Origin of the sequence: Caballeronia sp. BCC1704, from assembly GCF_902833455.1 — a bacterium.
Lineage (GTDB): Bacteria > Pseudomonadota > Gammaproteobacteria > Burkholderiales > Burkholderiaceae > Caballeronia.
Genome location: NZ_CADFFT010000005.1, coordinates 499,282 through 518,838, shown reverse-complemented (window position 1 = coordinate 518,838; position 19,557 = coordinate 499,282). Strand labels below are relative to the sequence as shown.

Here is a 19,557-nt window from a genome sequence, read left to right as displayed (position 1 = left end):
ATGTTCAGAAGGGCGGCGGGGCGTCCTGCCGCAGGAACCGGAGAATGCGGCTCACCACGGTTCGCGCCTGCTCCTGCTGCACCCGGTGCCCCGCGCCTTCGATGAAATGCGCCGCGCGAAAATTCGTGCAGGCGTACTGGCGCATGGCTTCGAAATCGCCCGGGCGCTGATAACAGCCCCAGTCGCTGCTTCCCGCGATGAAGCACGCGGGCACGTCGATCGTGCGCCTCGCCCAAAGGCGCAAGCGCGCGTTCTGCACTGCGTCGTTGCTCGCGCGGTACCAGTTCAATCCGCCCTGAAATCCCGTTCGCGCGAATTCGCTCGCATAAACGTGCAGTTCGGCGTCGTCGAGCCACGCGCACGATGCGACTTCTTCCGCGGACGGCATGGCTTGCGCGACCGTCTGCGGCATGGTCTTGTCCGCGTCCATCACGTAATAAGCGGGCAGCAAGGCGAGTTCTTCGACGACGGGCGCGACAAGCGGATGCGGCCGGTTGCCGGACCAGTCCGCGCTCTTGACATGCCAGTACGCGCGCAGAAAATCGGCAAGGCCCTGCGGCGCGTGCCGCATATCGTCGTTGGCCTGCGGCTCCGTGAAGTAGCGTTGATAGTGCTTGCGCGGCGGATCGAGCGAGGCCAGTTCGTTCATGGCATCGGTCATCGTGGGCGAGGCCGGTTCGTCGAACGCGAAGCGAGGCGGTCCTGCAAACGGCGCGCTCATCATGACGACAGAGCGGAAGACGTCGGGCCTCGTCAGCGCGCACCAGGCCGCCACGGGCGAGCCGAAATCGTGTCCCACGACAGCCGCAGCGGACCGATGCCCCAGCGCGAAAACGAGGCCCAGGGTATCGAGGACGAGGTTCGGCATCGCGTAATCGGCGAGATCGGCGTCGAAGCGCGTGTCCGCCCCGCCGGTTCTGCCATAGCCTCGCTGGTCAGGCGCGATGACGTGATAGCCGGCATCCGCAATCGGCTTCATGACCTTGCGCCAGCTATAGGCCAGTTCGGGAAAGCCGTGCAGCAACACGATGCACGGCGCGTCCGGCGTCTCATACCCCGCTTCCAGCATATACATCGACAGGCCGTTGCCGTTATCGACCATGCGCGCGCGCACGCCATCGGGCAAGGGCATATCCGGCAGCGTTTCACTCATGCGCGGCTCCTTTCTGCGAGAGCCCACATGATGCCATTTCCCGCAAGCGCCGAGGCGCTGCACGCTTTAACATGGCGGCTTATGAGGCGACTTTCCACGCTCGCCTCGACGCCTTACGTCTACTTCCGGGATTCTTCAGCCATGACAACCTCTACTTCCCGCCGCCGCGCCGCCTTTCGCGAACTCGTGAATGCCCGCCGTGGTCTGCTCCTGCCCGGCGCATTCAACGCGATGAGCGCGAGCCTCATCGCGGACCTCGGCTTCGAGGCGATCTACATCACCGGCGCGGGCGTCACCAACATGTCCCTCGGCATGCCGGACCTCGGATTCATGGGACTTGCGGAAATCGCCGAGCATACGAATCGCATTCGCGATGCAGTGGACTTGCCGCTCGTCGTCGATGCGGACACGGGCTTCGGCAACGCGCTCAACGTGCGCCATACGGTACGCACGCTGGAGCGCGCCGGCGCGGATGCCATTCAACTGGAAGATCAGGTCATGCCGAAGAAATGCGGCCATTTCGCGGGCAAGAGCGTGATCTCGACGAGCGAGATGCTCGGCAAGATTCGCGCCGCCGTGGACGCGCGCGAGGACGAGAATCTGCAGATCATCGCGCGCACGGACGCCTGCGCGGTGCATGGCTTCGATGCCGCGATCGAACGCGCGAACCAGTTCGTCGAGGCAGGTGCCGATATTCTCTTTATCGAAGCGATCGAAACGCAGGAGCAGATCGCATCCTTGACCCGGCTCGTCGCCGCGCCGCAACTCATCAATATCGTGATCGGCGGCAAGACGCCTGTCACGAGCCGCGACGACTTGCAGAACCTCGGCTTCAGTCTCGTGCTCTACGCGAACGCCGCGTTGCAGAGCGCCGTGCGCGGCATGCAGACCGCGCTGACCGCGCTGAAGCAACAAGGCAAGCTGGACGAAGATCCGGCTGTGGTCGCGCCGTTCTCCGAGCGTCAACGGCTCGTGAAGAAGCCTCTCTTCGATGAACTCGACCGCAAGTACGCAGCGGAGTAAGTCTCTGCGGATGTGCGCAGATAAAAGGAACGCGACGAGAGCACAAGGCATGAGCGAATCTTTGCTATGCTCGCCTACGCAGGAATGCATGCGTTGCAGACGGGTTGCAGACGCGTTGCATTCGCCTCATGGCGCATGGCGCTCAACGAAAATCAGGAGATTGCAGATGGCAAAAGGCTATTGGGTCAGCGCATACCGCAAGATTGCGAAGCCCGATCAGGTTGCTGAGTATTCGAAGCTCGCAACGGTCGCGATCCAGGAAGGCGGCGGCCGCGTGCTGGTTCGCGGCGTGGCATCGACGGTGCACGGCGCGGGCATTGCGGAACGCACGGTGCTTGTCGAATTCGACTCGCTCGATCAGGCGCTCGCCACGTTCAACGGCGAGAAATATCAAGAAGCGCTGAGAGTGCTGGGCGATGCATGCGAACGCGACTTCCGCGTGGTCGAAGGCATCGCGTAAGTACGGTGAGCCGATGGCGGCGTGCTCGCGCCGCCATCGCCCGCTCAAGCGTTCATTGACCCGGCGCGTAGAGATCGAGCAGACGCAAGGTCACGCCATTGGTCCATCCGAAGCCGTCCTGTAGCGGATACTCTCCGCCCCCGCCACCGCCTGTCCCCGCCCCTTCCACGACATACTTCTCGACGAGCTTCTGCTGCGTCGCATAGACATGGTTCACGTCGGAAAGAAAGCGCGTGCCGATCTGCTGCGCGAGATCGCCGCGGCCATAGCGCCGCAAGCTCTCGACCGCTATCCACTGCAGCGGCGCCCAGCCGTTCGGGGCATCCCATTGCTGTGCGGTATTGAAGGTCGTCGTCGTCAGGCCGCCCGGCTTCAGCAATAACGTTTCCACCGTGCGCGCCGTGGCGTGCGCGCGCTCGGGCCAAGCCGCCCCTGCGAACAACGGATAAAGCATCGCCGCCGAGGGGTTGTTGCGCGGCTGACAGAGCTGCCAGTCGTAGTCGCCGTAGTAGCCGTTGTTATTCCACAGATACCGGTTGATGCCGATGGCACGCTTCGCCGCCTTGCCGACGAACTCCGCGACGCAACCGAAGTCACGCGCCTCGCCGCAACCGCGCGCGATGGTCGTCTCCAGATGGAACATCAGGCTGTTCAGATCGACCGGAATGATGGACGTCGTGCGGATGGTGGCAAGCGTCTGGTTATCGCCGAACCATCGCGAACTGAAATCCCAGCCGCTTTCCGCTGCCGCGCGCAGATCGCGATACACCTCGTTCGCGGGACGGTTCGTCACGAGCCGGGCAGTCTGAACGTCTTCCAGATACGACTCGTCGCGCGGCGTGTCGCGTTCGTCCCAATAGCGATTGAGCACGGTGTGATCGGGCAGCATCACGACATTGCGCACGGCCTCGCCGGGTTGCAGCGAATGCGCGCCCTTCATCCAGTAGTGATATTCGCGGCGCAGTTGCGGCAGATACTTCTGGTACACGCGTCCGCCTTCCTTATGCGCGGCAAGCTCCACCATGTAGGAGAAGAACGGCGGCTGCGAACGGCTCACATAGTACGTGCGATTGCCGTTCGGAATATGGCCGATGGTATCGATCAGATACGCGAAGTTGTCGAGCATGTTATCGACGAGATCTTCGCGGCCCGCTTCCTGAAGGCCCAACATCGTGAAATAGGTGTCCCAGTAGTAGCCTTCGCGGAAGCGTCCGCCCGGCACGACGTAGGGCTTCGGCATCGGAATCAGCGTGCTGTATGGCGGCACGGTCGCGGAGTTGCGCGTGAGTTGCGGCCAGAGCCAGTCGATATGCTCGCGCAAGGGCTGGTTAGGCGGCGGCGTGATGACCTGGTCGGTCGGCGGCGTGAAGTACTGCGCGACGAATGCGGAAAGACTGAAGCCGGGAACCATACGCTGTTGCGCGTAGAGCTGATTGATCTGCGCCGGGTCGATCTTGGGCGTCGCATCGACGAACGTCTTCTGGTCCGGATAAATCTTCTGCGTTTGCACTGCGATAAAGAGTTCGCCATACAGTTCGCTAGGCGGTGGCGGCACGACATAGCTGCTCTGGGCATCGGCATAAGCGACGCTCGCCGCGCCGAGCAAGGCCCATGCGCCGAACAGGCGGCGCGCGTTCAACGAATGGTGCTGCGACGCGTCATGCGTCATGCGATATCGCGACAGTACGATCATGCTCACTCCTTCGAAGGGTGATGAACCGGACTGGTCTCGCTCGTGCCGCTGTTTTAATTGGAAGCTGCAGCAGGGCGAAGCATCGCATGCACGGCACTGTCGTGGCAACCGGCGGCGCGGCCGAAGTAAAAGCGCGTCTAGCGCACGCCGAATTTCCACACGGTCACTTCGTGATACTCGTCGCCGGGCCTGAGTTCGGTCGACGGGAACGACGGATGATTGGGCGAATCGGGAAAGTGCTCGGCCTCGAGCGCGAACGCGTCCGTCTGACGATACGCATTGCCCGATACCCCGACCGCGCTGCCGTCCAGCCCATTGGCGGTGTAGAACTGCAAGCCCGGCTGCGTCGTATAGAGATCGAGCACGCGCCCGCTCACCGGGTCATACGCGCGCGCGGCGAACGAGGGCTCGCCTTCATGCGGGCTGCTCTTGTTCAGCTTGAAGTTGTTGTCATAGCCGCGTGCGTAGCGCAGTTGCGGGAAAGCCGAACGCAGACGCGCGCCGATCGGCGTCAACGCGCGCAGATCGAGCGGCGTGCCTTCGACGGACGCCACTTCGCCCGTTGGAATCGAATCCGCGCGCGTCGGCGTATAGCTCGCGGCCGCGATCATGATGAGTTGATTCTCGACGCTGCCGCTGCCCTCGCCCGCCAGATTGAAATAGCTGTGATTCGTGAGATTCACGACGGTCGGCTTATCTGTTTTGGCGCGATAGTCGATACGCACTTCGTTGTCGTCGGTGAGCGTGTAGGTCACGTCGACCGTGAGCGTCCCGGGAAAACCGTTCTCGTTATCCGGGCTCACGTAACGCAGTTGCACGCCCGCGCCGCTTGCGTTCTGGAACGTGCGCACGACCGTCCAGACCTTCTCATCGAAGCTATGCGGACCGCCGTGCAGCGTGTTCGGCGGATCGTTGATCGGCAACTGATACGTGTGTCCGTCGAGCGTGAAGCGCCCTTGCGCGATGCGGTTCGCATAGCGGCCAATCAGACTGCCGAAGTGGATGTTGCCGTTGTATCGCTCATAGTCGGCAAGCGATGCGAAGCCGAGCACGATGTCCGCGCGCCGCCCGCGTCGGTCCGGAACGTCGATTCGCGTCACGATGCCGCCATAGGTGATGCAACTCATCGACACGCCGCGCGCATTCGACAGCGTGTATTGAACGACTTGTTGGCCTTGCTGCGTCGCGCCATACGGCGAAGATGTGATGGTCGCCGCGTTCGATAAAAACGGCACCGCAGCGGCGCAGAGCGCGGCAACGCTTCGGGAAATCTGTTTCATTGGAATGGATGTCGGGATGGAAGGCAAATGTCCGACGAAGCATCGGCCATACCCGCATGAATCGTCAAAACGATAGCGGGCACGTTCGATGCAACCCGTCGGGGATGCACTCACCATTCGAAGACCGAGGAAAACCCACCATGACACAAGAGACCGAACGTTCGACTCCGCCGAAGCAAACGCCCAACGACGCCACCGCCGCGGACCGCCGCCTGAGCGACGAGCAGAAGCAGAACCTGACGAACGAGCCCGCGCCGCCGACAGGCGCGGGCAAGCCGTTGCCCGAACCGAACGACGTCGGCGAGGATGGCTAAGTGATTCGCAGCGCGCAGATGCAGCGCAGCGCTCTGCGCCTGCCTCAGCACCTTGGCATTCGTATAATGTTGAAGGCAACGCCACCACCGACACTGCGCTGCGTCCGGCGATAAGACACGTCGCCGTTCAACCGAAGCAAGGACGCTCATGCACGATCCTGCTCACTTCCTGCCGTCGTTCGTGTGGCGCGCGGCGCGCGACGGGACCATTCAGTATGCCAATCCGTGGGCGTCCCGCTATCTCGGCTTATCGTCCGATGATTTGGCCGGACGGCACTGGAAAGCCTTCATTCATCCGGATGACGAACGCACGGTTCTCGACGCGCTCAGGCAAATGCGCGACGGCGTGCTGCTTCGCAACGTCGACGTTCGTCTTCTGCGCGCGGACGGCGCGTTTCGCTGGCACACGCTGCACTTGCAGGCACGCCGCGACGAAGACGGCAAAATCGGCGATACAGTAGGCGTCGCGATCGACATTCACGAGTGCCGTCACGCCTGGGAACTGTACGAGGCAAGCGAGCGACGTCTGCAGGCGGCCTTCGCGGGCGCGCGCATGGGCGCGTGGGAATGGGACATGAAGGAGCGCGTCGTGCGCATGACGGCGCAACTCGCCGACCTCTATGCGTTTCCGCCCGGCACCGATTCGGTGATGCTCTCGGAGATATGGGACCGCGTTGCGCCCGATTATCGCGAGCCGTTTCAACGCAAGCTCGCCGATGCGCTGCGTTATGGCGGCCCGTTCGAATTCGACTTCATGCTGGACTGTCATCGCAATGGCGACCCTGCCTCGCGACGCTGGCTGCGCATGCGCGGCAATCCGGAGTTCGACGCGCAAGGCGTGTTGACGCGCGTGCACGGCGTGAGCTTCGACATCAGTCAGCAACGCGCCGACGTGGAGCGGCTGAGCCTGAGCGAACGCCGTTATCGCGCACTCGTAGAATCGACCGGGGCGCTCGTATGGTCCGCTGATGCGAACGGCGAAATCCGGCCTTCGGGCGGCGAATGGGAGATGTTTACCGGCGAGCGGCGCGAGCGGCTGTCGCGTTGGGGCTGGCTCGATTTCATTCACCCGGACGACCGCGAGCGCACGCATCGCGCATGGCTGGAAGCGTTGCACCAGGGCGGCCCGCGCACGCTCACCTTCCGCATGTATCGCCGCGATGGTTCTTATCGCATGGTGCAGGCACACGCCGCCCCGCTGTACGACGAGCACGGCAAGTTGCAGGAATGGTTCGGCACGACAACGGATGTCACGGCGCAATACGAAGCGCAAGCGGCAATCGAAGCGCGCAGCCTGCGCCTCACGGTTGCGATGCAAGCTGCGAAGATTCACATCGTCTCGCTGGAACTGGCGAACTGGACGATGTTGTTCGAAACGAGCGTCGAGCATCGGCCGGATCAGGCCGAGACGCTCACCTACGAAGCGGCGCTCGCACGCATTCATCCCGATGATGCCCCCGCTCTCGACCGCTATGTCCGACGCCTCGCTTCCGGCGACGATCCTCACGAGCAATTCGAATTTCGCGTGCAGAACATGCACGGCGAACAGTGGATGCAGGGCAGCGCATTGCTTCAGCGCAGCAAGGACGGCAAGCCGCTGCGGATCATCGGCAGCCTGATCGACATCACCGACCGCAAGCAGATGGAACTGGTCCTGCGTGAATCGGGCCGCCGCAAGGACGAATTTCTCGCCATGCTCGCGCATGAGTTGCGCAATCCGCTCGCGCCGCTGCGCACCGCTATCGCGCTGTTACAAAAGGACGAGGACTTGTCGTCGCAAACGAACGACCTCGTCGAACTCATGAACAGGCAAGTCGAGCACATGACGCGCATCGTCGATGATCTGCTCGAAGTGTCGCGCATCACGCAGGGCCGCATCGCGTTGCAGCGCGAGCCGGTGCTGGTCGGGACCGCCGTTTATCATGCGGTGGAAGCGATCGCGAACATGGTCGAATCGCGCGGGCAGCACATACAGGTCGATGTCCCCGATGCAACCACATGGGTATGCGGCGACGTCACGCGGCTTTCGCAGATACTCGTCAATGTGCTCAACAACGCGAGCAAGTACACGCCGGAAGGCGGCGATATCTCGGTGAGCGTGGACGCCGATCAGGACTGGGTTTCCATCGTAATCGCCGATACAGGCACCGGAATCTCGGGCGACCTGTTGCCGAAGGTATTCGAGCTCTTCTCGCAAGGCGAACGCACACTGGACCGCTCCAATGGCGGCCTCGGAATCGGGCTGTCGCTCGTCAAGAAGCTCGTCGAGATGCATAACGGGACCATCACGGTTCAAAGCCCCGGACCGGGGCTCGGCACCACCGTCAACGTGCGCTTGCCGCGTCTGCATCATCACGAGCGTCACTCAGCGCTCGCGCTCTCCGAAAGCAGTGCGCTGGAAACGCATGCCGCGCTGCGCATTCTTGTCGTGGACGATAACCGCGATGCCGCCGATTCGCTCGCGATGCTATGCGAATCCGAAGGACACGTTGCACGCGTGGCGTATTCGTCGGGAGAGGCGCTGTCCGCCACGCCGTTTCAGGCGGACGTGGCGTTGCTCGACATCGGCTTGCCCGATATCGACGGCTACGAACTCGCGCGACGCCTGCGGCGCAAAGGCGAGAGCGCGCCGCTTCTCATCGCCATCACAGGCTACGGACAGACCGACGACCGCTTGCGCGCGCAATCGGCGGGCTTCGACTATCACTTCGTGAAGCCGGTCAATGTGGAAAGCCTCCTCAAGCTGCTGTCGTCGCTCACCGTGACTCGACGCCCGGAACGCTGATTGCTTGCTAGCACGGCATCGCAACCAGAAGGAGGCACGCATGGCCGAGCAACACAAACCCGGTGAGAAAGTACAGACCTCGGGAATCTATCGCGTCGTGAAAGTAGGCGACGGCGGCTCCGCATTCGAGGTGACGTGCGTGGAAGGCGAGCACTTCCCGCCGACGAGAAGCGGCAAGGGCGCGCATTATGAACTCGTCCACGCCGCGACGCACTCGCACAAGCACGGCGAGCTCGGCAGCGCAGACAAGTGACGCTTTAGACGCTATGAAAACGGCGCGCGAGCGTCGTTTCTCACTCTTGCGAGGACAACGCGATGAACCCTGAACCCTCCGATCCGGTCGAGCGCGCGGACAAGCGCCGCGAGGCCATCGGCGAAGGCGAAGTCAAAGAAAAGCCGGACGGCACGATCGAACAGCGCGGACATGGCAGCATGGACCCGACGCTCGTTCCGAAAGGCAAGGACCATCCCGAACAGGGGCCTTATACGCCGGAAGACGATCATATCGACCCCGATGTCGATCCCGCTGCGAGCAGCGATCATCCGCGCAGCAAACCGGATTCAGAAGCGTAAGCAGCGGCGCGGGCGCATGCAGCATAATGTGCGCTCGCCCATTTGCCCGACCGCATCATGCAGATTCTCGTCGATGCCGACGCTTGTCCCGCTGTCGTGAAAGACATGCTGTTTCGCGCGGGGCCGCGCGCAGCGATCAATGTGACGCTGGTGGCCAACCAGTTCCTTCGCACTCCGCCCTCGCCCTATATCAAGGCTGTTCAGGTGCCTTCGGGTTTCGATGTCGCGGACGCGCGCATCGTCGAGATGGCCGCAGCCGGCGATCTCGTGATTACCGCCGATATACCGCTCGCAGCAGCGGTGCTCGCCAAAGGCGCGCATGCCCTCGACCCGCGCGGCGAATGGTTCAGTCCGGACAATATCGAAGAACGCCTGACCATGCGCTCGATGATGGACCAGTTGCGCAGCACGGGCGTCGCGACAGGCGGACCCTCGCCTTATAGCCCGCGCGACGGCAAACATTTCGCCGCTCAACTGGACAAATTTCTCGCGCGTCAGCGCGCCGTCAAACCGACGCCGTGACACTCAAGCGCGCGGACCTTCGTCTGTGCGGTCGGTCGTGCGGCGCTTGTCGGTTCCGTTATTGTTGAAATGATCGGGATACTCGGTGCCGACGAGCGCATCGTAATGGTCCGGTTGCGTCTTCACGATGGCCTGCAGCATCTTGATGAACGCATTGCCGTCCGGAAGGTTGTCGACGATCACGCGCGCCGTTCTGAGCGAGATGGATTCAGTCAGCGGCGGCGCTGTTCCGTCGTCGAGCTTGAAACGAAACCGGTGAATCTCGGCCGACGAAGCTTGCGGCGGCACTTCGTGCGAGACGATCGTTGCTTTCATATTCTTGGTCTGTCTTTCCTTAGCGTGAGATATCCAGCAAGAAGCAAACCACGTTGCGACGGCACGTGATCTGCTGAGTTGCCATTCAAGTCAATCAGCACGGAGGACACATGACGAGCGAGAGTTTTTCCTTCAAAGGCTACGACGTTACGGTGACCATTCAGCAGAACGATACGGGCGACTGGGTGCCGCAGATCGCAGCCCTGCGCGACGGGGCGCCTGCCGACCTGCCGGATGTCGAACCGACCGGGCCGAGCTGGGCGACGCGCGCGGAAGCCTTGCGCGCGGGCGTCGAGCGGGCTCATCGTCTGATCGAACGTTATGGCCTCGGCCACGACGATCAACATACCGATGGCGGCACGAAGCGCGAGTTTTAGACGCTGGAACGCGGTATGCGTAATCGTCAGTCCATAACCACGTTGCAAAGGAGTGAAGCAATGCCATCGTCCAAGCTCGGAAATTCGAACCCGACCAATCCGCGTAACGACCAAGGGAAGGCGCAAGGCCAACAGCAGCAGAATCAGCAGAAGCAGCCGATGCATCAGGGCGGCCAACGCCAGCCGTGATCGCGTCGAGTAGTGCAAAAGGTCCGCTCGCGCTGGCGTCGTAAAGCAGCGCGAGCGGATCGCATCTAATGCGTTCGCAGGAGACATGACTCATGAAAGCGCGGGCATTGATCGCGGCAATGGCTCTCTCTGTGTCGGGCACCGTGCTGGCTGCCGGGAGCGGCAGCGGAAGCCCGGGCGCCGGACCTTCGGTGAACACGTCGGCCGCAGGCCGCAGCGGCGCTGACCAGGGCCCCGCGTCCGCCATGCGGCCGCCCACGCCGGGTGGCGGCACCGGCGGCGCAGGCGACGGCATGCGATCGCCCGGACAAGGTTCCGCAGGCGGAATGCAGCCGATGCTGAGGAGCGGCAGCGGCAGCACGACCAATCAGCCCGGCGCGCCATCCACGACGAACGGCGGCGCTCAAGGTCAATAGACCGCCCTTACGTTTGCTGCGGCATACTTCGCCAACGAGCCCGCTCGAGGCTCCAACGGAGACGTCATGCCCACCTTGCCCATCAGCCGTTTTCCCGTTCCGAACCCTGAAGCATGGCCCGACGACATTCGCGAGCGCATACGCGAAGTGCAGGACAAGGCGGGCTTCGTTCCGAACGTCTTTCTTGCGCTTGCGCACCGGCCCGAAGAGTTCCGCGCGTTCTTTGCCTACCATGACGCGTTGATGCTCAAGGAAGGCGGCCTCACCAAAGGCGAGCGCGAAATGATCGTAGTCGCGACGAGCGGCGTAAACGAATGCCTTTACTGCGTCGTCGCGCACGGCGCAATTTTGCGCATCTATGAAAAGAACGCGCTGCTGGCTGACCAGATCGCGGTGAATCATCGCAAGGCCGACATCACGCCGCGTCAAAAGGCGATGCTCGATTTCGCGCTGAAGGTCTGCCGCGAAGCCGGCGCAGTGGATGATGCCGATTTCGCCGCGCTTCATGCACACGGCTTCAGCGACGAAGACGTGTGGGACATCGCGGCCATCACTGCGTTCTTCGGCTTGTCGAACCGCATGGCGAATGTCACGTCGATGCGGCCTAACGACGAGTTCTACCTCATGGGGCGCGTGCCGAAGGGTAAACCCGATCCTGCCGATACCTGAAAATTTCTCAGCATGAGTTGAACTGAACCGCGTTGATCGCTGCGTCGAACGCGACGAAACTGCCTCCACACCGAACAAACCATGGAGACAGCAATGTTGCTCGACAATCGTGTAGTGATCGTGACCGGCGCGGCTTCGGCGCGTGGCATCGGCAAGGCGACGGCAAAGGCGCTCGCCGCGCAAGGCGCGCGCGTCGTCATTCTGGACCTGCGCGAAGCGGACGCGCAAAGCGCCGCGCGCGATATCGGCGAAGAACACCTGGGCCTCGCATGCGACGTCACCGACAAGGACGCATGCGTCGCCGCCGCCAACGCGACCATCGAAAAATTCGGCCGCATCGACGCGCTCATCAATAACGCCGGCATCACGCAACCCATCAAGACGCTCGAAATCAGCGCGGCGAATTTCGACGCCGTGATCGACGTCAATCTGCGCGGCACGCTTTACATGTCGCAAGCAGTCATCGGGCAGATGAGGAAGCAGCAGAGCGGCAGCATCGTGTGCATGTCGTCGGTATCGGCGCAGCGCGGCGGCGGCATCTTCGGCGGACCGCATTACAGCGCAGCGAAGGCCGGCGTTCTGGGCCTCGCGCGTGCCATGGCGCGCGAATTCGGCGCCGATCGCATTCGCGTGAATTCCATCACGCCAGGCCTCATTCAGACGGACATTACCGGCGACAAGCTCACGCCCGAGATGCGCGCGGACATTATCAAAGGCATTCCGCTCGGCCGTCTGGGCGATGCAGCCGACATCGCGAATGCGTGCCTCTTTCTCGCCAGCGATCTGTCGAGCTATCTCACGGGCGTCACGCTGGACGTCAACGGCGGCATGCTGATTCATTGATGTCGCGTGCGCCCGCCTCACGCGCGGGCGCATTCAGCGCACTCGGACTAACCGGGGCGTAACGAGTCATGGCAGGAGACAAACATGAAACCTCGCTTCACCGCGCCGCCGCTCGCGGCAGATATCTCGTCGTCGGCCGACACCGCCACTTTCGAAGCAAAGACCTATGCGAAGGTCGGACGCCGCCTCATTCCCTTTCTGATGCTGTGCTATCTCGGCGCATATCTGGATCGCGTCAACGTCGGCTTTGCGAAGCTGCAAATGCTCAATGACTTGCGCTTTTCCGAAACCATCTATGGGATCGGCGCAGGCATTTTCTTTCTCGGCTATTTCCTTTTCGAAGTGCCGAGCAACGTAATACTGCACAAGGTGGGCGCGCGCAACTGGCTCGCTCGCATCATGCTGACGTGGGCCGTCATCTCCGCGAGCTTCGTGTTCGTGAAGTCGCCGACCATGTTCTATATCCTGCGCTTCCTGCTCGGCGTGGCGGAGGCTGGCTTTGCACCGGGCGTCATTCTTTATCTGACTTACTGGTTCCCCGCCGCGCGCCGCGCCAAAGCGTTGTCGTTGTTCTTCATGGCGATTCCGCTCGCGGGCATCATCGGCGGGCCGCTCTCCGGTTACATCATGCATGCGCTGCAAGGCGCGCACGGACTCGCGGGATGGAAGTGGCTCTTCATCCTCGAAGCATTGCCGTCGCTCGTGCTCGGCGTCGTGATTCTGTTCTATCTCGACAATGGCATTGCCAGCGCGAAGTGGCTCACCGATGCGGAAAAGACACTTCTCGCTCGCAATGTCGAGAAGGACAACGCGCAGAAGCTCGAACACGTGTCGATCCGCTCGTTCATCGGCGACCGGCGTCTGTGGCTCATGGCCGCGATCTATTTCTGCGTCGTGCTCGGTCAGTACGGCCTCACGTTCTGGCTGCCGACTATCGTGCGTCGTGCGGGCGTCGCAGACCCGCTGTGGGTCGGCATCTTCACCGCGATTCCGTATCTGTGCGCCATCATCGCGCTGCCGCTGATCGGGGCGAGCGCCGACAAGCACCGCGAGCGCCGTCTGCATCTCGCGATCCCCATGCTTGTTTCCGCCGCCGGCTTCGCCACCTTGCCGATGCTCGGCAGCGTGGGCGCGTCGATCGTCTGCGTGAGCGTCGCCGCTGCGGGCATTCTCGCGTCGTCGTCGCAGTTCTGGTCGCTGCCCACTGCCGTGCTCGGCGGAATGTCGGCGGCGGCGGGCATCGCAGCAGTCAACTGCTTCGCCAATCTCGCGGGCTTCTTCTCGCCCGCCATCGTCGGCTGGCTCAACGATCTCACGGGCAAGTCCACGGCGGGCCTGATCTTTATCTCGGCTGCGGTGGTCGTGGGCGCGGCGCTGGTTTTCCTCGTGCCCGCCAAGACCGTCAATCGATAAGCACACCACATCATCATCTCAAGGAGACGAACATGAGCAGTCCCGTTATCGAGGAGGTGACGCTCGCCGAGCGCGCCTATCGCATTCGCCGCAACGCCCTTCTGATGGGCGAAGTGCAGGGCCAGGGCTATATCGGTCAGGCATTGGATATCGCCGATGTATTGGCCGTGAGTTACTTCGGCGCGATGAACTACCGCCCCGAAGATCCCGAATGGGAAGAGCGCGACCGCTTTCTGCTTTCGAACGGTCACTATGCGATTGCCCTGTATGCAGCGCTCTTCGAAGCCGGCATTCTGCCGCAAGAAGAACTCGAAACTTATGGCAGCGACGACAGCCGTCTGCCGATGTCCGGCATGGCGAGCTATACGCCCGGCATGGAAATGTCGGGCGGCTCGCTCGGACAGGGTCTCACCATTGCCGTGGGCCGCTGTCTCGGACTGAAGCGCAAGAACTCGAAGTCTTTCGTCTATACGCTCTTCTCCGATGGCGAGCTCGACGAAGGCGCGATCTGGGAAGGCTTGATGTCCGCCGCGCACTGGAAGCTCGACAACCTGATCGCGATGATCGACGTGAACAATCAGCAAGCCGATGGTCCGTCGACGCAGATTATGGCCTTCGAGCCGCTGGTGCCGAAGCTCGAAGCGTTCGGCTGGTACGTGCAGCGCGTGAACGGCAACGATATCGACGCCGTAAAGGAAGCCTTCGACAACGCGCGCAATCTGAAGGAAGCGAAGCCGCGCATCATCGTATGCGATACGAAGATGGGCTGCGGCGTGCCGTTCCTTGAACAGCGCGAAAAGAATCACTTCATACGAGTCGACGCGCACGAGTGGCAACTCGCGCTGGAAGCACTCGAATCGAGCCGGTAAGCAAGGAGAACAGCATGAGCACCATCGAAAAGAAGCCGCATTTGAAGACCTCCGCGATGATCGCCTCGATCGCAAGCGAGGGACAAAGCACGCGTTCCGCGCCGTTCGGCCATGCGCTCGCCGAACTGGCGCGCACGAAGTCGAACGTGATCGGCATGACGGCCGATCTCGGCAAGTACACCGACCTGCATATCTTTGGCAAGGAATTTCCGGAGCGTTACTACCAGATGGGCATGGCCGAGCAGTTGTTGATGGGCGCGGCCGCCGGCTTCGCGCATGAAGGCGCGCAGCCGTTCGTCACGACGTATGCCGTGTTTGCGACTCGCCGCGCCTATGACTTCATTCACCAGACGATCGCGGAAGACAATCTCGACGTGAAGATCGTCGCCGCGCTGCCCGGTCTCACGACGGGCTACGGCCCGAGCCATCAGGCAGCCGAAGACCTCGCGTTGATGCGCGCGATGCCGAACATGACCGTCATCGACCCGTGCGATGCGCTCGACATCGAGCAGATGGTGCCGGCCATCGCGGCGCACAAGGGGCCGGTCTATGCGCGCCTCTTGCGCGGCAACGTGCCCGCCGTGCTCGATGAATACGGCTATCGCTTCGAACTCGGCAAAGCGAAGATGTTGCGCGACGGTTCCGACGTACTCGTCGTTTCATCCGGACTACTGACGATGCGCGCGCTCGAAACCGCGAAGGCGCTGGAAGCGGATAACGTCGACGTGGCCGTGCTTCATGTCCCGACGATCAAGCCGCTCGACACTGATACGATTATTTGTGAAGCGCGGCGCTCGGGCCGGCTTGTCGTGGTCGCGGAAAATCACACGGTGATCGGCGGCCTGGGCGAAGCGGTGGCGTGCGCACTGCTGAGCGCCGGCGTGACGCCGGCATTCAGACAGATCGCGCTGCCCGATGCGTTCCTCGATGCGGGCGCCTTGCCTACCCTTCACGACCGCTACGGCATCTCCACGAACGTCATGGCGAGCACCTTCAAGGGCTGGCTCGATTAGGGCACGCTGCGGCCGCGCGCAGGCTTTCTCGCGCGCGGCGCTTCCTTTCCGGCAGGCGCGTTCGCGGCTGTCATCTCTTCCATCCACGAAAGCGTGTCGACGTACGCGAGGAAATGCTGCAAGTATTCCGGCGAAGCCTCGCGCATCAAAGCAAGCGAACGATGCACGAGGCTGCTCGAATTGAGCGGACCCGCGTTCTTCGGCACCTTCTGCTGCGACTCCCGCAACTGCCGCTCGGCGCTGACTTTCGACCAGACGCCCCGCAAATACTCCAGCAGTTCTTCATGCGACGGATGCGTGGCCGCGTGACGCGCCATGTCGTCGAGCAACGCGGCAAGCGGTCCTTTCGGCGCATGCGCTGCAACGGCTCGTCGGGCGGCTGCCTGCGCGACCGTATCCGCGTAGTCGTTCAAAAGCGATGACAGGCGCGCGTCGATGATGCGTCTCGCCTCGCCTTCATGCGTCATGGCGCGCCGCGCCAGCGCCTCGATGAAGCGATAACGCACGGGATTGACGCAATGCTCGCCGCGTGCGCGCCATGCGTCGAGCATCGCGCGGGCATTCATGCCGTCATCCACGGGGCTTCACCAGCGAGTTCGTCGGACGCGGCACAGCCGATATCTCGACACGGCGATTCTTCGCGCGGCCTTCGTCGTCGGCGTTCGAACTGACGGGCTGCTCGGAACCGAAGGCCGCCGCGAATACCGATGACGGCGCAACGCCTGCATCGATTAAGGCGCGCGTCACGGTCAACGCGCGCTTGGCCGACAGCTCCCAGTTATCCGCGAACCGGCGATTGCCTTCTCGAACCTGCTGGTCATCGGCGAAACCGCTCACCATCAGGACCTGATCGTGCGTGCCGAGATACGCGGACAGCGGCCCGGCGAGGCTCTTGAGCACATCACGTCCCTGCGGTTGCAGTTGATCCGAGTTGAGCGCGAACAACACGTTGCCGCTGATGCCGATGCGTCCGTTCACGAGCGTGACGCGCCCGGACGCAAGCGGTCCGGCGAGCGCCTGTTCCAGCGTCTTGCGCCGCTGCGCTTCCTGTTGCCGTTCTTTCACGGCCTGTTCGAGCTTGGTGGAAAGCTGCAACTGCACGCCGATGACCGCGACGAGTATCAGCACGAACGCGCCGAGAAGCACCGACATCAGGTCCGCGAAAGCCGCCCAGATGGGCGCGGCGCTTTCGATGCCGCCGTCGAGTTCTTCGTTCATGCGCGCGCTCCGTCCAACTCACGCTGTCCGGCAATGCGTTGCAAGTCTTCGACGATCTGTTTCTGCGACATCACGCTCAAGTCGATGACTTCTCGCGCCTGCGCGACGTAATACGCAAGCTGCTCGTCGCTGCGCGAGAGCGTTTTGTCGAGCGCCGTTTCGACGCGCTGCAGATGCGTGACGAGCGTCTCGTTCGCGGCGCCGAAGGACTCGACGGCCGCGCCCAACGCTTCGCCGAGGCTCGCCATTTCGACAGCGCTGCCAGTGACCTGCGCTGCCACCGCGCTGATCTTCGCGCCTTCGCTTTCGATCTTGTCGCTGAATTGCGTGCCTACGCGCGAGAGCAGGTCCGCCGACGTGGAGATGAGCGCATCGACGGCCGTGCGTTGCTCGGTGGACGCCAGATTCACCGCATCGAGCAGCGTGTGCAGCGTGGCGAGCAGGCGGCTGCGCTCCTCCAGCATGGCGGTGTCGCGCACCATCGAATCGGAGAGCATCTGCCGCATTTCCGCGACCACTTCAGCCGCGGCCTTGGGCGCTTGCGATGCAGCCTGCATGAGCTTTTCGATCTCTGCGATGAGACCGTTCGCATGCGAGCGCGACGCGTCCGACATCTCGCTCGCCGTGCGCGCGAGCGTGTCGCAGATCTCCTGCTGACGGCGCTCGACGAAGGTGCTCGTCTGCTGCCATTCATCGCGCAAAGTCGTGGATACCGCGCCGAGAGCTTCGGTCCACGCGTTCAGGCGAGCATCGTTGTTCGATGCGAGCGCTGCGGCGAGCTTCGCATGGGCTTCATCGACTGACTTCAGAAGCGATGCGGAGTGGGCTTCGAAGCGTTCAGTTGCCTCGTTCAATGCGCCTCGATGCTGCGCGGCGAGTTGCTCGCCCGCCTGCTGCTGCGCGGCAAGCGCGCTGCGCCAGGCGTCCGACATGCCAGCGGATGTGCTGTCGAGGCGCGAGGAAATTCCATCGAGCAAGTCGCTCGCGCGTGTTTCGAAACGGCTCGCGAAGCCATCGAGCGAAGCGCCTGTCTGCGTGGCGAGCGCCGCGCTCGTCTGCTCGTGCTTCACGACCGACTCATTCAATGCGGCGGCGATCTTCTCGACGCAAGCATGCAGTTCGGTCGTCACGCCATTGATATGTGTCGCGATGCCGGCGGCCAGATTCTGCGAGCGCTCGTCCACGGCGTGCGCGAAACGATCCAGCGAAGCACCCGTCTGCGCGACGAGCGCCGCGCTCGCTTCTTCGTGTTTTGAAAGCGTTGCGTCGAGTCCGTCTGCTGTCTGCTTCATGCGCGACGACACGTCTTGGACCAGCGTCGAAGACCGTTCCTCGAAGCCTTGCGCGAAGCGTTCCAGCGACGCATTCATCTTGTCGACGAGCGCCTCGTTGGACGCCTGATGCCCTTGCAGCGAGCGATCCCAGATACCGGCGATCTTCTGCGCGGACGCCTCGAAGCCGTTCGACAAGCCGTCGAGTTGTCGCCCGACAGCCTGTTCGATGCTGCCGTGCAACGCCTTCGTTTCGCGTGCGATGCCGTCCATCGTCGCCTGCATCACGGGCTGTAATGCGGCGCTCGCCGCGCGCGCGCTATCGGCCACGCTTTGCTTCAACGACAGTTCCACCGAGGTGGCAAGGCGCCGGTACGCCGTCTCCGTGTTCGCATGAAACGCGGCCTGATTCGCCAACTGCCGCTCGTTCGCGGCGACGCTCTGCTGTTCGATGGCGCTCATCATCGCGTGAAGACGATCGACGAGCTTCGGCATGATCTCGGTCTGACGTTGAAGCAATCGGAACGTCGCTTCGCGTTGATGCGTCTGCGTGAAGGGCCGCAGCGTCGTCGCGGTCTTCATGTCGAGCAGTTGCGTGACGTGCAGGCGTTCGCGACGGCATAGCGTGGAAAGCAGCCCGAGCATCGCGGAGGTCGCGACGCCCGCTATCGACGTGCCGAATGCGAAGCCGAGGCCCGTCACCGGCGCGGCGAGCGATGCGCGGATAGCCGCGAGATCGGTCGAGCTTTCGAGCGCAGCGCCTGTGCCGCGCAGCGTCGCGACCATGCCGAGCAGCGTGCCCAACATGCCGAGCAAGACGAGCAAGCCCGCGAGATACGGCGCGAGCGCGGGACCGGGCAACACAGTGCGTTCGCCTTCGACGCGCGAACGCACCGCATTGCGCAGACTCGCCGGCACGTGTTCGAGCCACGACGCGAGGCTCGAAGGCGTCGCGTTCAATGCGCCGACTGCCGTGGCCAGCTCGCGCGTCGTTCGCTCATAGCGCTGCAACTCCGACGCGCCCACGAGATAGCACGCGCCGATCACGAGCGTGACGACGAGCGCGAGCGCATTCGAGCCGATATAACCAATGGCGATACCGCAGACGGCCAGGAGGCCCACGAGAAAGACAGCTACATTCAGAAGGTAACGGGGCATAGC

At 62.8% G+C, this 19,557-nt stretch carries 22 protein-coding genes; 15 read left to right on the top strand and 7 right to left on the bottom strand.

Annotation, left to right across the window (positions count from 1 at the left end; translation table 11 throughout):
* Positions 1 to 4: 4 nt before the first annotated feature.
* The gene (locus HWX53_RS25445; protein ID WP_175946049.1) at positions 5 to 1,153 is read right to left on the bottom strand and encodes an alpha/beta fold hydrolase; all 1,149 of its coding nucleotides are present in this window, start codon (positions 1,151 to 1,153) and stop codon (positions 5 to 7) included.
* A 141-nt stretch (positions 1,154 to 1,294) separates the two neighbouring features.
* On the opposite strand from HWX53_RS25445, the gene HWX53_RS25440 reads away from it, so the two are divergent.
* Together HWX53_RS25440 and HWX53_RS25435 are read left to right on the top strand one after the other, a co-directional pair.
* A complete protein-coding gene (locus HWX53_RS25440) occupies positions 1,295 to 2,176 on the top strand; it encodes an oxaloacetate decarboxylase (protein WP_175946048.1) in 882 nt (293 codons plus the stop codon).
* Positions 2,177 to 2,342: 166 nt separating this feature from the next.
* The gene (locus HWX53_RS25435) at positions 2,343 to 2,636 is read left to right on the top strand and encodes a DUF1330 domain-containing protein (protein WP_175946047.1); all 294 of its coding nucleotides are present in this window, start codon (positions 2,343 to 2,345) and stop codon (positions 2,634 to 2,636) included.
* Positions 2,637 to 2,688: 52 nt separating this feature from the next.
* On the opposite strand, the gene treA is transcribed toward HWX53_RS25435, so the two are convergent.
* Together treA and HWX53_RS25425 are read right to left on the bottom strand one after the other, a co-directional pair.
* Positions 2,689 to 4,329: an alpha,alpha-trehalase TreA gene (gene treA, locus HWX53_RS25430; protein WP_175946046.1), complete on the bottom strand. Its 1,641-nt coding sequence runs from the start codon at positions 4,327 to 4,329 to the stop codon at positions 2,689 to 2,691.
* 137 nt (positions 4,330 to 4,466) lie between these two features.
* Positions 4,467 to 5,609, bottom strand: a complete 1,143-nt coding sequence (locus tag HWX53_RS25425; protein WP_175946039.1) for an aldose epimerase family protein — start codon at positions 5,607 to 5,609, stop codon at positions 4,467 to 4,469.
* A gap of 140 nt (positions 5,610 to 5,749) precedes the next feature.
* Between HWX53_RS25425 and HWX53_RS25420 the strand changes: the two genes are divergently transcribed.
* From HWX53_RS25420 to HWX53_RS25400, 5 genes are all read left to right on the top strand, one after another.
* Entirely contained in the window at positions 5,750 to 5,923 is a 174-nt protein-coding gene (locus HWX53_RS25420) for a hypothetical protein (protein WP_175946037.1), read from the top strand.
* Between the two features lie 148 nt (positions 5,924 to 6,071).
* On the top strand, positions 6,072 to 8,708 hold the full coding sequence (locus HWX53_RS25415; RefSeq protein WP_175946035.1) for a PAS domain-containing protein: 2,637 nt from the start codon (positions 6,072 to 6,074) through the stop codon (positions 8,706 to 8,708).
* Positions 8,709 to 8,748: 40 nt separating this feature from the next.
* Positions 8,749 to 8,961, top strand: a complete 213-nt coding sequence (locus HWX53_RS25410) for a hypothetical protein (protein WP_175946026.1) — start codon at positions 8,749 to 8,751, stop codon at positions 8,959 to 8,961.
* A gap of 62 nt (positions 8,962 to 9,023) precedes the next feature.
* Complete coding sequence (locus tag HWX53_RS25405) at positions 9,024 to 9,281, top strand: hypothetical protein (RefSeq protein ID WP_175946024.1); 258 nt, start codon at positions 9,024 to 9,026, stop codon at positions 9,279 to 9,281.
* 57 nt (positions 9,282 to 9,338) lie between these two features.
* Positions 9,339 to 9,803, top strand: coding sequence for a YaiI/YqxD family protein (locus tag HWX53_RS25400; RefSeq protein WP_175946021.1), 465 nt, complete (start codon positions 9,339 to 9,341; stop codon positions 9,801 to 9,803).
* A gap of 3 nt (positions 9,804 to 9,806) precedes the next feature.
* Here the strand turns inward: HWX53_RS25400 and HWX53_RS25395 are convergent, their stop codons facing one another.
* On the bottom strand, positions 9,807 to 10,118 hold the full coding sequence (locus tag HWX53_RS25395; protein WP_175946019.1) for a hypothetical protein: 312 nt from the start codon (positions 10,116 to 10,118) through the stop codon (positions 9,807 to 9,809).
* Positions 10,119 to 10,228: 110 nt separating this feature from the next.
* Here HWX53_RS25395 and HWX53_RS25390 point away from each other — a divergent pair, with 110 nt between their 5' ends.
* From HWX53_RS25390 to HWX53_RS25360, 8 genes are all read left to right on the top strand, one after another.
* A complete protein-coding gene (locus tag HWX53_RS25390; RefSeq protein ID WP_175946018.1) occupies positions 10,229 to 10,495 on the top strand; it encodes a DUF6566 family protein in 267 nt (88 codons plus the stop codon).
* 60 nt (positions 10,496 to 10,555) lie between these two features.
* Positions 10,556 to 10,684 carry a hypothetical protein gene (locus HWX53_RS27975; RefSeq protein ID WP_255751465.1) on the top strand — a complete coding sequence of 43 codons (129 nt, stop codon included), beginning with the start codon at positions 10,556 to 10,558 and terminating at the stop codon, positions 10,682 to 10,684.
* A gap of 92 nt (positions 10,685 to 10,776) precedes the next feature.
* Positions 10,777 to 11,100 (top strand): hypothetical protein, encoded by a 324-nt coding sequence (locus HWX53_RS25385; protein ID WP_175946016.1) that lies wholly within the window; start codon positions 10,777 to 10,779, stop codon positions 11,098 to 11,100.
* A 66-nt stretch (positions 11,101 to 11,166) separates the two neighbouring features.
* Positions 11,167 to 11,769: a peroxidase-related enzyme gene (locus tag HWX53_RS25380; RefSeq protein ID WP_175946015.1), complete on the top strand. Its 603-nt coding sequence runs from the start codon at positions 11,167 to 11,169 to the stop codon at positions 11,767 to 11,769.
* Positions 11,770 to 11,862: 93 nt separating this feature from the next.
* Positions 11,863 to 12,612, top strand: coding sequence for a glucose 1-dehydrogenase (locus tag HWX53_RS25375; protein WP_175946244.1), 750 nt, complete (start codon positions 11,863 to 11,865; stop codon positions 12,610 to 12,612).
* Positions 12,613 to 12,696: 84 nt separating this feature from the next.
* Positions 12,697 to 14,025, top strand: coding sequence for an MFS transporter (locus HWX53_RS25370; protein ID WP_175946014.1), 1,329 nt, complete (start codon positions 12,697 to 12,699; stop codon positions 14,023 to 14,025).
* A 32-nt stretch (positions 14,026 to 14,057) separates the two neighbouring features.
* Positions 14,058 to 14,894 carry a transketolase gene (locus tag HWX53_RS25365; protein WP_175946013.1) on the top strand — a complete coding sequence of 279 codons (837 nt, stop codon included), beginning with the start codon at positions 14,058 to 14,060 and terminating at the stop codon, positions 14,892 to 14,894.
* Positions 14,895 to 14,908: 14 nt separating this feature from the next.
* Positions 14,909 to 15,907 (top strand): transketolase family protein, encoded by a 999-nt coding sequence (locus HWX53_RS25360; protein ID WP_175946012.1) that lies wholly within the window; start codon positions 14,909 to 14,911, stop codon positions 15,905 to 15,907.
* On the opposite strand, the gene HWX53_RS25355 is transcribed toward HWX53_RS25360, so the two are convergent.
* Genes HWX53_RS25355 through HWX53_RS25345 form a run of 3 tightly spaced genes read right to left on the bottom strand, consistent with a single transcriptional unit; the run spans position 15,904 to position 19,554 of the window.
* Positions 15,904 to 16,473 carry a DUF2894 domain-containing protein gene (locus HWX53_RS25355; protein WP_175946011.1) on the bottom strand — a complete coding sequence of 190 codons (570 nt, stop codon included), beginning with the start codon at positions 16,471 to 16,473 and terminating at the stop codon, positions 15,904 to 15,906. The two genes, HWX53_RS25360 and HWX53_RS25355, sit on opposite strands and share 4 nt — an antisense overlap.
* Positions 16,474 to 16,477: 4 nt before the next feature.
* Positions 16,478 to 17,125, bottom strand: a complete 648-nt coding sequence (locus HWX53_RS25350; RefSeq protein ID WP_175946010.1) for an OmpA family protein — start codon at positions 17,123 to 17,125, stop codon at positions 16,478 to 16,480.
* Positions 17,122 to 19,554 carry a DUF802 domain-containing protein gene (locus tag HWX53_RS25345; protein ID WP_175946008.1) on the bottom strand — a complete coding sequence of 811 codons (2,433 nt, stop codon included), beginning with the start codon at positions 19,552 to 19,554 and terminating at the stop codon, positions 17,122 to 17,124. Before HWX53_RS25345 ends, HWX53_RS25350 begins: the two co-directional genes overlap by 4 nt.
* Positions 19,555 to 19,557: the final 3 nt, after the last annotated feature.

What these genes read in the sequence shown, in the direction of transcription:
- HWX53_RS25445 (WP_175946049.1), bottom strand. Translation starts at nt 1,153, where the DNA reads ATGAGTGAAACGCTGCCGGATATGCCCTTGCCCGATGGCGTGCGCGCG.
- HWX53_RS25410 (WP_175946026.1), top strand. Translation starts at nt 8,749, where the DNA reads ATGGCCGAGCAACACAAACCCGGTGAGAAAGTACAGACCTCGGGAATC.
- treA (WP_175946046.1), bottom strand. Translation starts at nt 4,329, where the DNA reads ATGATCGTACTGTCGCGATATCGCATGACGCATGACGCGTCGCAGCAC.
- HWX53_RS25360 (WP_175946012.1), top strand. Translation starts at nt 14,909, where the DNA reads ATGAGCACCATCGAAAAGAAGCCGCATTTGAAGACCTCCGCGATGATC.
- HWX53_RS25375 (WP_175946244.1), top strand. Translation starts at nt 11,863, where the DNA reads ATGTTGCTCGACAATCGTGTAGTGATCGTGACCGGCGCGGCTTCGGCG.
- HWX53_RS25405 (WP_175946024.1), top strand. Translation starts at nt 9,024, where the DNA reads ATGAACCCTGAACCCTCCGATCCGGTCGAGCGCGCGGACAAGCGCCGC.
- HWX53_RS25380 (WP_175946015.1), top strand. Translation starts at nt 11,167, where the DNA reads ATGCCCACCTTGCCCATCAGCCGTTTTCCCGTTCCGAACCCTGAAGCA.
- HWX53_RS25395 (WP_175946019.1), bottom strand. Translation starts at nt 10,118, where the DNA reads ATGAAAGCAACGATCGTCTCGCACGAAGTGCCGCCGCAAGCTTCGTCG.
- HWX53_RS25425 (WP_175946039.1), bottom strand. Translation starts at nt 5,609, where the DNA reads ATGAAACAGATTTCCCGAAGCGTTGCCGCGCTCTGCGCCGCTGCGGTG.
- HWX53_RS25390 (WP_175946018.1), top strand. Translation starts at nt 10,229, where the DNA reads ATGACGAGCGAGAGTTTTTCCTTCAAAGGCTACGACGTTACGGTGACC.
- HWX53_RS25355 (WP_175946011.1), bottom strand. Translation starts at nt 16,473, where the DNA reads ATGAATGCCCGCGCGATGCTCGACGCATGGCGCGCACGCGGCGAGCAT.
- HWX53_RS25345 (WP_175946008.1), bottom strand. Translation starts at nt 19,554, where the DNA reads ATGCCCCGTTACCTTCTGAATGTAGCTGTCTTTCTCGTGGGCCTCCTG.
- HWX53_RS25415 (WP_175946035.1), top strand. Translation starts at nt 6,072, where the DNA reads ATGCACGATCCTGCTCACTTCCTGCCGTCGTTCGTGTGGCGCGCGGCG.
- HWX53_RS25420 (WP_175946037.1), top strand. Translation starts at nt 5,750, where the DNA reads ATGACACAAGAGACCGAACGTTCGACTCCGCCGAAGCAAACGCCCAAC.
- HWX53_RS25365 (WP_175946013.1), top strand. Translation starts at nt 14,058, where the DNA reads ATGAGCAGTCCCGTTATCGAGGAGGTGACGCTCGCCGAGCGCGCCTAT.
- HWX53_RS27975 (WP_255751465.1), top strand. Translation starts at nt 10,556, where the DNA reads ATGCCATCGTCCAAGCTCGGAAATTCGAACCCGACCAATCCGCGTAAC.
- HWX53_RS25400 (WP_175946021.1), top strand. Translation starts at nt 9,339, where the DNA reads ATGCAGATTCTCGTCGATGCCGACGCTTGTCCCGCTGTCGTGAAAGAC.
- HWX53_RS25435 (WP_175946047.1), top strand. Translation starts at nt 2,343, where the DNA reads ATGGCAAAAGGCTATTGGGTCAGCGCATACCGCAAGATTGCGAAGCCC.
- HWX53_RS25440 (WP_175946048.1), top strand. Translation starts at nt 1,295, where the DNA reads ATGACAACCTCTACTTCCCGCCGCCGCGCCGCCTTTCGCGAACTCGTG.
- HWX53_RS25370 (WP_175946014.1), top strand. Translation starts at nt 12,697, where the DNA reads ATGAAACCTCGCTTCACCGCGCCGCCGCTCGCGGCAGATATCTCGTCG.
- HWX53_RS25385 (WP_175946016.1), top strand. Translation starts at nt 10,777, where the DNA reads ATGAAAGCGCGGGCATTGATCGCGGCAATGGCTCTCTCTGTGTCGGGC.
- HWX53_RS25350 (WP_175946010.1), bottom strand. Translation starts at nt 17,125, where the DNA reads ATGAACGAAGAACTCGACGGCGGCATCGAAAGCGCCGCGCCCATCTGG.